The sequence below is a fragment of the Gelidibacter gilvus genome, from assembly GCF_004115975.1.
GTDB classification, from domain to species: Bacteria; Bacteroidota; Bacteroidia; order Flavobacteriales; family Flavobacteriaceae; genus Gelidibacter; species Gelidibacter gilvus.
Genome location: NZ_SDDZ01000001.1, coordinates 98,190 through 111,295, shown reverse-complemented (window position 1 = coordinate 111,295; position 13,106 = coordinate 98,190). Strand labels below are relative to the sequence as shown.

Below are 13,106 nucleotides of genomic sequence, written 5' to 3'. Positions count from 1 at the left end.
TGACGCAAAGCTGCGCAAAGTTTAAAATGAAGTTACGCAAAGAGATTTGATTAATACTCATTTATTTCTGCAGTTAAAGCTCACTTTGCGAACCTTCTTTTTTCTTTGCGTGACTTTGGGTAATAGCTTTTCATTATTCTTAAACATCAAAAAACTCATCAATAAAATTACTTATCAAAATAGACGTGGGATAGCTTTTTAAATCTGCTATAGGAATACTTTTTTGTGGAAGTTTATCAATTTCTATAATCCAAAACTTGGTATGCAAATGCTGGTGCGAAAGTTTGTGAACAATATCTTTATTATTATAGAGGCTAAATTCAAAAGGGGTATCTCCAAAATAGGTTTTTATAAAAGCGTGCTTTTTAAAATCGGCAGTCTTGAGTTTTTCATCCGTTTCCAATAGAGGGAACTGGTAAAGATTCTGCCAAATGCCTTTGTTTGTTCTCTTTTGAAAAACTGTTTGTTTGTCGGTAGAGAGCAGCACTATAAAATTGAAATATTTTGTGCTGACCTTTGTTTTTTTCAATTTGACCGGCAGTTCGTCAATCCGGTCTTTTTGAAGTGCCTCACAACTTTCATTTAAAGGACAGGTATGACAATTCGGATTTCTTGGTTTGCATTGTATGGCACCAAACTCCATAATGGCCTGATTGTAATCTGATGGGTTTTGGTGGTCAATCAAAGATGTGGCGATTGCTTTGAACTCCTTAACGCCCTTGGTGGAATTTATGGGGGTGTCAATTCCAAAGTAACGTGACAATACTCTATATACATTACCATCCACAACTGCGGTGGGTTCATTGTAACAAATGGAGGCTATTGCGCTGGCTGTATAGTCACCAACGCCTTTCAGTTTTAAAAGGTCTTTATAAGTGTTTGGAAAAATGCCATTGAGTTCATTGGCAACATACTTTGCTGAGGCATGTAGATTTCGAGCCCTAGAATAATAGCCCAAGCCTTGCCAAAGTTTTAAAACGTCACTTTCTTGGGCGTTTGCCAGGTCAAAAACTGTCGGATATTTGCTGACAAAAGCATCATAATAAGGCTGTCCTTGCGTAATTTGGGTCTGTTGTAAGATTATTTCTGATAACCATATATAATAGGGGTTTTTGGTGTTACGCCAGGGCATGTCTCGCTTATGTTCTGAGTACCAAATGATTAATGTCTTGTTGAAATCCATATTTTTTTGTGAAACTTGACAAAAATAAACCTTTACAACGTTAAATTTTAATTAATTAGGCTTGAAGTATTGAAATTAAAATGCCTATATTTGCATCCCTTATAATTAATAGATAACCCTAAAAATTAATAACAATGACAAAAGCTGATCTAGTAGCTAAGATTTCTGAGAGATTAGGAATGGAAAAAGGAGATGTCCAAGCAACGGTTGAGACGTTTATGGATGAAGTGAAAACATCTTTAGAAGATGGAGAAAACGTTTACTTAAGAGGTTTTGGAAGCTTTATTATTAAAACAAGAGCTGAGAAAACAGGTAGAAACATTTCTAAGAATACCACTATCAAAATACCAGCACACAACATCCCTGCATTTAAACCTGCAAAAGTATTTGTAGAAAGTGTAAAATTGAACGTTGAAGTAGAGTAAAAACATTAAAGGAAATATTAATCTAAAAAAAGACTTGATTTATGCCAAGTGGTAAAAAAAGAAAAAGACATAAGGTAGCGACGCATAAGCGTAAGAAACGTAGACGCGCTAACCGTCACAAAAAGAAAAAGTAGTTTTTTAACTACTTTTTCAGTTTTACAGTAACGTTCTTTGATATAAAATTTATGCTGGTCCGCTGGTTGTGGACTACATTGATTTACCGGAATTATCCCGATATTTTATCGGGAATCCTGTGTCAAAAAATTTAGTATAATCCATCTGTTGTGATGTATGTCGCAACGGATTTAAATTAACAACATGGATAAAGAATTAATTATTCGTTCGAGTTCAGATTTTGTTGATTTTGCCTTATTAAAAGATGGAAAACTTATTGAATTACATAAAGATGAAGAGGATAACAACTTTTCGGTTGGTGATGTGTTTATCGCCAAGATCCGAAAAGCTGTTCCTGGGCTAAATGCTGCATTTGTTAATGTAGGTTATGAGAAAGATGCGTTTTTGCATTATCATGATTTAGGCCCAAAATTACCTTCACTTTTGAAATTCATAAAACGTGTAAGCACAGGGAAACACACAGATTTTCTACTCAAAAACTTTCAATTTGAAAAAGATATTGATAAGAACGGCAGTATTGCCGACGCTTTAAAATCAAATCAATCTATCTTGGTCCAAATTGTAAAAGAACCTATTTCAACCAAAGGACCTCGCTTAAGTAGCGAGTTGTCAATTGCCGGAAGGTATATTGTTTTGGTGCCATTTTCTGACCGAATTTCTATCTCTCAAAAGATAGAATCGAAGGAAGAGAAAGATCGTTTAAAACGATTGGTCAAAAGCATTACTCCTAAAGGTTTTGGCGTTATTGTCCGGACTGTTGCGGAAGGTAAAAAAGTGGCTGAGTTAGACACTGATTTGCAGAATTTGTTGGGCCGTTGGACCGCAATGTGCAAAAAACTCCACAAAGCCCCCCACCCAAGTAAGGTACTTGGAGAAATGAACAAAGCGTCCTCAATTTTGAGGGATATTTTTAATGATTCATTCTCAAGTATTGTTGTGGATGATGAGGAACTTTATATGCAAATCAAAGATTACGTGCATCAAATTGCACCAAAAAAGGAATCAATTGTGAAACATTATCAGAATGGCGTGCCCATTTTTGAAAAACATGGTATTGAGAGACAAATCAAGACCTCCTTCGGACGTACCGTCTCTATGGCAAAGGGCGCGTATATTGTGATAGAACACACCGAAGCGCTCCATGTGATTGATGTGAACAGTGGCAATCGATCCAACAAAGAAAAAAATCAAGAGGATACTGCTTTAGAAGTCAATTTAATTTCAGCTACTGAAATTGCCCGACAGTTGCGTTTACGCGATATGGGAGGCATCATTGTGATTGATTTTATTGATATGTCCAACGCAGAGAATCGGAAAAAACTGTACAATCATCTTCGTGAAGAAATGAAAGATGATAAAGCAAAGCATAAGATATTACCTCCTAGCAAATTCGGTCTGATACAAATAACCAGACAACGAGTGCGCCCAGAAAGGAATATTGAAACAAAAGAAGAAAATCCAGATGGCAGTGGAGATGATATTGAAGCACCAATCAAGGTTGTTCAACGCATTACCCAAGACATGGAACGGATTTTCAAAAAAGACTACAAAAAGGTGACCTTAAACACACATCCTTTTATAGCAGCCTTTTTGACCAAAGGATTTCCATCCTTAAGATCAAAATGGTTTTTAGAACATAAAAAATGGGTAAAAGTAATGCCCAGAGATGCTTACACATATCTTGAATACCATTTTTTCGATAAAAATGGAGACAAAATCAATTAATAGACAAACCTCTTTTTATAGTATAAGAAGGGGTTTTTTTATTTTCATAGGTCGGGAAATATTGATTATAAATGCCTTTTAATCAGGGATATAACATGCTACTGTTCTTCTTTATCTTTCTTTTTTAACCATCCAAAAATACCACCACCTTTCTTTTTCTCTTTCTTTTCAAATTTACGCTCGTCTTTATTGTTGCCAAAAAGGCGTTTGAAAAAGCCGTCAGTACTTGTAGCTTCGCAATCCAAAGAATTCAATACAGTTTCTGAAGGCGTTTCAAAAGACGCTTTGGTAATCTTGTTGTAATTAGAATCAGCATTTAGTTTTTGAATGTATTTTGCAAAAATAGGCAACGCTGAGTTGGCACCTTGCCCAAGTCCGGTAGAACTAAACCCTATTTGTTGATTGTCATTACCAACCCAAGTTATCGTAACCAACTTTGGCATAATTCCAACAAACCAACCATCCTTATTATCTTGAGTTGTTCCCGTTTTTCCTGCAATGGCATTAGATAATTGGTAGGTTGATCTTAATCTGGCTGCCGTGCCTTCGTTGACCGTAGCTTTCATGAATTCTAAAATCACTTGTCGGGTGTCATCACTAAAAGCCATAGCTGTATTGGAGTTATCTTCTGGATGCAGATCTTCATAAGAAGCGATAATGTTTCCATCTTTATCTTCGATTTTCGTGATAAAAACAGGATTTGAAGGTTTGCTTCCGTTAACATATGTGGTATACGCTGTAGCCATTTCCAAAACTGTAAGATTAGAAGATCCCAAGGCTATGGAGGGAACTGCTTCAATATTACTTTTGATGCCCATGTTTTTTGCCTGACCTATAACGTTAGCAATGCCGGTTTCATAAAGAACTTTTACAGCAATGGTATTTATGGAATTGCTCAATGCATTTTGAAGTGAATAATTCATATCATCATCTTCAGAACCTCCAGCGTTAGTAGGACGCCAATTATCTACATCAGTATACGTAATTGCTTTTATGGGAAAGTAGGAGCACGGATCCATCCCGTTTTCCAAAGCGGCGGTATAAACAATGGGTTTGAATGTAGAGCCTACTTGACGCTTGCTTTGTACGATATGGTCAAACTGAAAAAAGCCGTAATCTATACCGCCTACATAAGCTTTTATGGCACCATTGGAAGGATCTAAAGACACAAGACCAACGTTAAGAAACTTTGAATAGTATTCCAAACTGTCTAATGTAGACATGGATTTGACGGTGGTTTCATCCCAAGAAAATAAATCGGTTTGATGTTCTTGTTTTAGCGAATCTTCAATAGCTTTTTCGTCTAAACCCTGAGCTTTGAGTTTTTTGTAGACTGGTAAGCGTTTTTTTGCAGCCTCAAACGCATGTTTTCCCTTTAACCAAGGGGCATTCTGTCCGTAAGCTTTTTCAAACTGGCGTTGCAAATCCCTCATGTGTTCTTTCATTGCTGCTTCGGCATAACGCTGCATGGTATTATCTAAGGTGGTGTGGATCTTTAAACCATCATGATAAATATTATACATCTCCCCATCCGGTTTAAAGTATTTTTTTTGCTTCAGTAAACTGTCCAATTGTTTTTTAATCTGTGCTCTAAAATAAGGAGCTAATCCTTCGTTAGGTGCATAATTTTGATAGTCTATCGTTATGCTATCGGTTTTAGCTTTGGTGGCTTCAGAGGCAGAGAGGTAGCCGTATTTTTCCATTTGCTGGATAACCACGTTTTTCCTGGTATTTGATTTTTCAGGATAGCGACGCGGATTATAACTGGTGTTAGCTTTAAGAGATCCAACCAACGCTGCCGACTGTACTAGGGTCAGATCTTTGGTGTGGGAATTGAAGAATTTTTCTGAAGCACTTTCAATACCGTACGTGTTATCGGGAAACGGAACCGTGTTTAGGTATAATGTGAGGATTTCTTCTTTTGAATAAAGGTTTTCGATACGTTTTGCGACGATACTTTCCTTAATCTTATTGATCACAATCCCAAATACACCATGGTCTTTTCTTCCAAAGAGATTTTTAGCCAATTGTAAGGTAATCGTACTCCCACCACCAGAAGAATCATTGGACATTAAAATACTTTTGAAGAAAACACGGAGCAAACTCTTGTTGTCAATGCCATTATGTTCATAAAACCGTACGTCTTCGGTGGCGATTAAGGCATCAATTAAATGTTGTGGGAAATCAGAATATTTGATGGATTGCCTATCGTAGACATAAATTTTACCAATCAAATCATTGTTAACATCCAATACTTGGGTAGCTTGACTTTGTTTTAGTCGTGCCAATTCTTCTGAATCTGCTATTTGCCCCCAAAGGCCAAAATAAATACTCGAATAAAAACCAATAAAAATAGCTAAGAGAATGCCTAAACCGTAGCCTATTCTCTTAGCCCATTTGATGAGTTTTACCTTATTAATGTTCATTCTTTTATATCTCTTTTACAAAATAACGGAGATCTGTGTTAAGTATTTCAATTATATTGTTGATTAACGAATGATCTTAAAAACGGAAAAATTATTCTTTTCTTCGTTCATCTATTAAGTCTTGCAATTCCTTTCCGTATTTAGAGTCTTTAATTGCTGGAGGTAAGGCCTTATTAATGGTATCCAAATATTTAAGATTGGCATCAGGGATTTCTGATACTGCTAAATACGGAGCAATTTCACTTTCTTTGTTATTGATGGCAAAGTTGATGGTGTACAAATATTTTCTGACGATCAAATTGTTGTATTCCTTTAAACTTGAATCTATTTGAAGAGAATCTTGGCTTCTTCGAGCTTCTAAGTTATTTTTAATTAGATCAAGGTTCTTATCCTTAAACTTGTCCATCATCAATTTGTATTCTTCTAGTTTTTCCTGTTGCACAGAGCCTTTGATTTTCGCATCCATAAAGAAATTTTTCAACGTGGTGTTGATTTCTGTAATTCCTTCAGCGGCAAAGAATGGGATAATTCCGCTGTCTTCACCGTTTTTATCAAGTTTCAGAAAGAGAACTTCTGGTGCATCCAAGTATGTGCGAAGCTCAAATGGTGATTCCCCAATGATATTAAGAGAATCAATAGAAACAAGTGTACTGTCTTCAATCTTTTGAAGATACACTGTTCCTTTTTTTAAATCTTTAATGGTTCCTTTAAGTGTGAAATTTGACTTGTCCTTTGCGCAGGACGATACAATAAGTAAGGTGATGATAAACGCTAATCTTTTCATTTATTTTTTTTCGTATTTAACTTTCTTTTTTTAAACCCTGAACTCTGAACTCTGAACCCGAAAAGTCGGCAAATATCCTATAAAATTCCTTTAAAAACTAACCTACAGAAACTATTCTCATGAGCTCAGCACATAAAAGTGCGCCATAGGTTCCTACGACATAACCAAAGACAGCCAACAGTGCGCCAACCGTTGCTAATGACGGATGAAATGCGGCTGCAACAACAGGAGCTGAAGCTGCGCCACCAACGTTTGCCTGACTTCCAACGGCCAAGAAAAAGTATGGGGCTTTAATAAGTTTCGCTATAAGAATCAGGAATGCAGCGTGAATGGTCATCCACACCAAACCGATTAAAATAAGTCCTGGGTTTTCAAAAATCTTGCCCAAATCCATTTTCATCCCAATAGTAGCCACCAAGATGTAAATAAAAACACTTCCTATTTTACTGGCGCCAGCACCTTCATAATTCTTGGCTTTGGTAAAGGATAATAAGATACCAATTAAAGTGGCTATTGAAATCAACCAGAAAAATTGACTCCCAAAAGACGATAATGCACTTCTTGGGTCGCTCACCGCAACAAAATTATTAGAGAGGTATGTTGAAATGACGTCAGCGCCATAATGTGCGATACCAACGGCAACAAAGGCAAATGCCAAAATCATGAGAAAATCAGTCAATGACGGAATACGAATGGTTTTTTCGCTGAACGTCTGTACTTTCTCTTGTAGCGCGTTGATTGCGGTGTTGTCGGCTTTTAACCATTTGTCTATCTTTTCTCGCTTGCCAATCCCCAATAGAAGTACCGCCATCCAAATATTGGCCACCACAATATCAACCAAAACCATTCCTCCGTAAAGCTCTTGGTTAAAACCGTAAATTTCCAACATGGCGGCTTGGTTGGCACCTCCGCCAATCCAACTGCCCGCTAATGTGGCCAAGCCTCTCCAAACCGCGTCAAAACCTGCACCTCCAACAGTTTCGGGAGAAAATGTGGAAATGATTAGGATCGCAATTGGACCGCCAATTATAATGCCGATAGTGCCGGTAAAAAACATGACCAAAGCTTTCCACCCTAAGTTGAAAACAGCTTTCAGATCGATGCTAATAGTCAATAAAACTAATGAAGCGGGTAGGAGATAGCGACTCGCAATATAATAAGTCTGCGAAACATCAGCAGAAATCAATCCCAAGGAATTGAAAATTGCCGGAATCATATAACACATTAAAAGTCCTGGAATATATTTGTAAAATTTTGGCCAGAAACCTTCTTTTTTGGATTCGGTATAAAAAACAAAACCAAGTGAGAGCATTAAGAGTCCAAAAACAATGGCATCATTCTTAAAAAACACAAATTGATTCACTGTAGAAGGCTTGATATGGTGTGTGACGGAAATCAGATTTGATTGGTTATAAAAACTGCTTTCATTGAGAACAATTAGGTTTTCATCTGAGAAACGGTTGGTTGTATTCAATTTCAAATCGAATATTTTCTCCTTTTTTGTAATAGTAATTGGGTTTTCAGTTGAATAATCAATAGTATAGGTGGAGCCGCTAGAGTTAAATTGTAAAGTCCCTCTTGAGAATTTCTTATTAAGGATCACCTGATTAATAATGAGTGTAGGATCACTTGTAGAGAGTTTGATCTGAAACCTATTAAAGCTAATGGAATCGATGTTTACTGGAACATCAAAGTTTTCAGAATAGTTGTCGTTGGCTTTCTCAAAGGTTAAAGTTTGAGCGTTTGCTGAAACAGAAGCGAGAATAATTAATCCTAAAAAAAATAAAATTTTATGAAAATGCGACATGGTAAGTGAGTTTGAACCGCAAAATACCACAATTTAAGTTTTAAAAAAAGCGACATTTTAGTTGTCGCTTTTAGGAGTATCGTTGTTGGATTGTCTTGGATGACGGTTCGCTTTCTTTAAAGCCTGCATGAGGAGATACTCAATTTGACCATTTGTGCTCCTGAATTCATCGGAAGCCCATTTCTCAATGGCATTGAGCATCTCTTCATTGATGCGAAGTGCAAAGGCTTTCTTTTTGGACATTAGACTATTTATTTTTATTGAATTGTTTTTGATCACATCTATGAAAAATGTGCCTTCTTGATGCGTGAGAGAACTTGGTTGATTTTCCATTTTTTGCTTTATGGGATCAACTATTTTCGAATCACTTTATGTTTTTTATGGTTAATGATTTAACGTTCCGGCATTCACGATAGGCGTAGCATCTTTGTCGCTGCACAGAATAACCATGAGGTTGCTTACCATGGCTGCTTTCCGCTCTTCATCCAAATGTATGATGTTTTTCTTGCTTAATTCTTCCAATGCCATTTCAACCATGCCTACGGCACCTTGCACAATTTTGTGACGTGCTGCAACAATGGCGGTGGCTTGTTGACGTTTGAGCATGGCATTTGCAATCTCTTGCGCGTAAGCCAAATAACCAATTCGCGCCTCCAGAACTTCAATTCCTGCAATCGCTAAACGTTCTTCAAGTTCTTTTTCAAGGGCTTCACTGACTTCGTTCACACTTGAGCGCAAGGTGATATCTTCGGTCAATCCTTCATCGGCAAAATTGTCATAAGGATACATGCTTGCCAGCTTTCTCACTGCAGCATCGGTTTGAACGCGAACAAAATTTTGATAATTATCAACATCAAAAGCGGCTTTGTAAGTGTTCTCAACACGCCAAACCAAAATGGTACTGATCATGACAGGGTTTCCCAATTTATCATTCACCTTTAAACGTTCACTGTCAAAGTTACTTGCTCTTAACGAAATCCTCGTTTTAGTATAAAACGGAATGACCCAGTAAAAACCGTTCCTTTTAACGGTTCCGACATATTTTCCAAATAACAACAAAACTCTTGAGTTGTTGGGTTGCACCATTAAAAAACCTGGGGCGATAAAAATTGCAGCCATGATTGCCAAAGCAAATAAAGAGTTTTGTGTCATTGCTATGGCGACAATACCACCGATAAATAGGATAAAGAACATAAACAGCATTAAGTAGCCGTTGGCTGGAATTATAATTTTTTCTTCTTTCATGTGGTTTTCATTTAAAATGATATCATATTGATATCATAAAGATAGATCAAAGGTTTTTAACACGCAAATGGTTTCTGGCACGGAATTTGGAAAGGGTATGTTGTAATAATTATGCTCTACATTACAAAAAAGGAGTAGTTAACCTTTAGAGACGTTAATATTACGATTTGGTTGGTTAGTTAGTAAAAAAGCATCTCGATTTCGAGATGCTTTTTTTATGGAAGTCATTAGGGTGCGTACTTTTTTATGAAGGCGACAATGTCTTTTATTAGTTCCTCTGAAACTTTTCCATTAGGATCGTTATAGGATTTGGCATTTTCTTGATCATCTCCATGTATTATAAATAAAACATGGTTCATGTTTTCTATAAGTTTTAATTCTGATTTTTCTGAGGCTTCATGTAATGCCTCTGCTTCCGTCACACTAACTTGAAGATCTTTAGTGCCATTAATAATTAAAATGGGAAGGTCTAGTTTCTTGATGATTACCGATGGATCATGTTTCATCCAGCTCATCATAAATTCCTGTACACTGCTGTCAAAGATAGACGCAAGTGCCGGAGGATAGTCGGTAGTTGTTTTTCCAGATCTTAAAACATCAAATACCCGTTTGGTCTCCTCTGTAAACATAGGTGCCGTTTTTTGGACCTGATCAATAACCACAGCATCAATGGATTGACCTGCACCCGCAAGAGAAATAAGACCGTTGACATCTTGTTGAGCGGCCAACATCCCAATTAAACTCCCTTGACTATGACCTATGATATAGATGTTTTTAAATTTTTGTTTTGTTTTAAAATAATGGACCACATCAATGGCATCTGAAACGAAATCATCAAATTTAATGTTCGGATCCACAGAATTCATTTTGATCTGTTTTACGATACGTTTGTCATATCTAAAAGTAGCAATCCCGTTTAAGGCAAGTTCTTGCGCCAATTTTTTAAGATTGTTGGTTTTTAAAAAGTTCTGATTGCCATCTCTATCTGTTGGACCAGAGCCAGCAATAATAATGGCAAGTTGATCTGATCCAGAATTTGGAACCAACAAACTGCCATCAATCCATTTTGAAACGCTAATTGGCGTTTCAGAATAGGTCAGTTCTTGACCAAAAGCAAATGAAGTGATTAGACTAAAAAGAATAATTAAGGTTCTCATAAATTTATTTTTTACGTTACGAAGATACATCTCGCAATTTAATTTTAATAATTAACGTTCAAATATCAAAAAAATGATACTCCTTATGTGCAAATTTTAATAAAATGACGGTGTGTTTTGTCGTTGAAATGCAGCTTTTAGTCGTCAAGTGTTAAAGTTTGATGTATTTCATCGATTTAATATGTGTTTTAACTGATAATTTGAATAATAATTTTACATTTGAAGTGTACTGAAATTTAGGTTTTAGTTCAATGGATTAATTAATTAATATTTGCATATGTTGTTGACTTAGTGACCCTAAATCTACGCAATATAAAAAACGCAAATTAGGAGAACCGAGGTTGAGGGACCTCGGTTCTTTCTTTTTATAAGGTTCTGGTGTTTCTATCCGTTATATACCAATTTCATTTCCATACTATCGCTTTGATGTTTAGTGTTTCGCAGATTTATTCATCATAAATTTTCACTTAAATATTTTTTTATACTTTTTAGAAGCAACCTTTTCAAGTTTCGCGCATCTTACTTAATGAACTCAAAAAACTACAAAAAACATGAGAAAATCAATTTTAATTATGAAATCGTTAGTGGTGATCGCCGCCCTATCTATTGTTAGTTGCAATACTGATGATGGTATTCAATGTCCTGATGCCTTAACAGGTGACTTAAGTGCCACTGAAACCGAATTTTCCGGCTCTTATAAGCTTGTTGCCATGGAAGCAGATGAGGCCATAGATCTTACGGAAGACAATACCGACAACCCTATGACCGATGTTTTTGCTCAATATACAGCGTGTGACCGTGATTTGGTGTATAAGTTTATGAGCAACAGAAATTTAGAATATTTACAAGGATATTCGGCTGTTGATTGTACCAATAAACTAACTTTTCCTGGGACATGGAATTTAATCGGAAATGATTTGACGTTAGTAGCCAATTGCTCTTCTCAAAGAATAATGATTGAGAAAAGTGCTGAGGGGGATAAATTTTCCTATGACGCCATTCTTCATTTTCGAGATGTAAACGGAGCGAGTAAGACCATTAAGGTGAAATTTACGTTTGACAAGACGGTGAATGTACAGCCAGTATAACTCCAAAAACTCTATGAAATATAAAAAGCGGATCGTGTATGATCCGCTTTTTATATTTAATTCCTATTTGATTATGCAGATGGATTTGGAATTTCCTTATGAATCTCTTCAATAGCGTCCAAAACTTCCTGACTCAAGTTCAAATGGATGCTGTCACTATTTTCTTTAAGTTGATCTAAACTGGTTGCCCCAATAATAGTACTGGTTACAAAGGGTTGTTGGGTCACAAACGCCAAAGACATTTGTGCTAAAGATAAATTATGTTGGTCTGCTAAGGCAAGATATCGTTTTGTTGCTTCTGTACATTGCGGACTGCTGTATCTCGCAAACCTTGTAAAAAGATTTAATCTTGAATTTTTAGTATCCTCACCTTTGATATATTTTCCTGACAACACACCACAGGCCATCGGTGAATAAGCCAAAAGCCCAATGTTTTCTCTCATGGCTATCTCTGCCATATCCCCTTCAAAAATCCGATTGATCAAAGAATAGGCATTTTGGATGGTGAGCATTTTTGGTAAATTATGCAGTTTGGACTCTTCCAAAAAGCGCATCGTTCCCCAAGCTTTTTCATTGGAAATCCCTATATTCCTGATTTTCCCAGAGGCAATAATGCCGTCGAAAGTGTGGAGGATTTCATTAAAATTATCCTGCCATTGTTCATCTTCATGTTTATAGTCACGTTGACCTAGAGTATTCGTGTTCCGTTCTGGCCAATGCAATTGGTATAGATCTATATAATCCGTCTTCAAACGTTTTAAACTGTTGTTGACCGCATCTTTTATAGCTTCTGGACTAAAGCCATTGGTTCTTATATGGGCTGTATACTCTCCAGTACCTGCAATTTTGGATGCTAATACTACCTTATCCCTATTTCTGGTTTTTTCAAACCAGTTACCAATAATGCGCTCAGTATCCGCATAGGTTTTTGGTTCTGCTGGAACTGGATATAGCTCTGCAGTATCGAAAAAATTAATGCCCTGATCCAAGGCGTAATCCATTTGTTCAAAAGCTTCAGCTTGGGTGTTTTGGAGTCCCCAAGTCATGGTGCCCAAACACAGTTTGCTGACTTTTATGTTGGTGTGAGGAAGTGTGGTGTATGTCATGTCAATTCCCTGCGAAGGCAGGGGT

Annotated in this window: 11 protein-coding genes; 3 read left to right on the top strand and 8 right to left on the bottom strand. The window is 36.6% G+C overall.

The window, feature by feature from the left end; genetic code table 11:
• Positions 1–139: 139 nt before the first annotated feature.
• On the bottom strand, positions 140–1,183 hold the full coding sequence (gene mutY / locus ESZ48_RS00470) for an A/G-specific adenine glycosylase (RefSeq protein ID WP_129015350.1): 1,044 nt from the start codon (positions 1,181–1,183) through the stop codon (positions 140–142).
• A gap of 134 nt (positions 1,184–1,317) precedes the next feature.
• Here mutY and ESZ48_RS00465 point away from each other — a divergent pair, with 134 nt between their 5' ends.
• Together ESZ48_RS00465 and ESZ48_RS00460 are read left to right on the top strand one after the other, a co-directional pair.
• On the top strand, positions 1,318–1,608 hold the full coding sequence (locus tag ESZ48_RS00465) for an HU family DNA-binding protein (protein WP_129015349.1): 291 nt from the start codon (positions 1,318–1,320) through the stop codon (positions 1,606–1,608).
• Positions 1,609–1,926: 318 nt separating this feature from the next.
• Positions 1,927–3,468: an Rne/Rng family ribonuclease gene (locus ESZ48_RS00460; protein ID WP_129015348.1), complete on the top strand. Its 1,542-nt coding sequence runs from the start codon at positions 1,927–1,929 to the stop codon at positions 3,466–3,468.
• Between the two features lie 98 nt (positions 3,469–3,566).
• Here the strand turns inward: ESZ48_RS00460 and ESZ48_RS00455 are convergent, their stop codons facing one another.
• From ESZ48_RS00455 to ESZ48_RS00430, 6 genes are all read right to left on the bottom strand, one after another.
• A complete protein-coding gene (locus ESZ48_RS00455; protein WP_129015347.1) occupies positions 3,567–5,894 on the bottom strand; it encodes a transglycosylase domain-containing protein in 2,328 nt (775 codons plus the stop codon).
• Positions 5,895–5,985: 91 nt separating this feature from the next.
• The gene (locus tag ESZ48_RS00450; RefSeq protein ID WP_129015346.1) at positions 5,986–6,678 is read right to left on the bottom strand and encodes a DUF4369 domain-containing protein; all 693 of its coding nucleotides are present in this window, start codon (positions 6,676–6,678) and stop codon (positions 5,986–5,988) included.
• 97 nt (positions 6,679–6,775) lie between these two features.
• Positions 6,776–7,990, bottom strand: coding sequence for a DUF819 family protein (locus ESZ48_RS00445; protein ID WP_223266351.1), 1,215 nt, complete (start codon positions 7,988–7,990; stop codon positions 6,776–6,778).
• 552 nt (positions 7,991–8,542) lie between these two features.
• Complete coding sequence (locus ESZ48_RS00440; RefSeq protein ID WP_129016025.1) at positions 8,543–8,728, bottom strand: Arc family DNA-binding protein; 186 nt, start codon at positions 8,726–8,728, stop codon at positions 8,543–8,545.
• Positions 8,729–8,869: 141 nt separating this feature from the next.
• Positions 8,870–9,730, bottom strand: coding sequence for an SPFH domain-containing protein (locus ESZ48_RS00435; protein ID WP_129015344.1), 861 nt, complete (start codon positions 9,728–9,730; stop codon positions 8,870–8,872).
• 227 nt (positions 9,731–9,957) lie between these two features.
• Complete coding sequence (locus tag ESZ48_RS00430; protein WP_129015343.1) at positions 9,958–10,887, bottom strand: alpha/beta hydrolase; 930 nt, start codon at positions 10,885–10,887, stop codon at positions 9,958–9,960.
• A gap of 572 nt (positions 10,888–11,459) precedes the next feature.
• Between ESZ48_RS00430 and ESZ48_RS00425 the strand changes: the two genes are divergently transcribed.
• Positions 11,460–11,975, top strand: a complete 516-nt coding sequence (locus ESZ48_RS00425; RefSeq protein WP_190246174.1) for a DUF5004 domain-containing protein — start codon at positions 11,460–11,462, stop codon at positions 11,973–11,975.
• A gap of 71 nt (positions 11,976–12,046) precedes the next feature.
• Here the strand turns inward: ESZ48_RS00425 and ESZ48_RS00420 are convergent, their stop codons facing one another.
• Positions 12,047–13,081: an aldo/keto reductase gene (locus ESZ48_RS00420; protein WP_129015341.1), complete on the bottom strand. Its 1,035-nt coding sequence runs from the start codon at positions 13,079–13,081 to the stop codon at positions 12,047–12,049.
• Between the last annotated feature and the right edge of the window lie 25 nt (positions 13,082–13,106).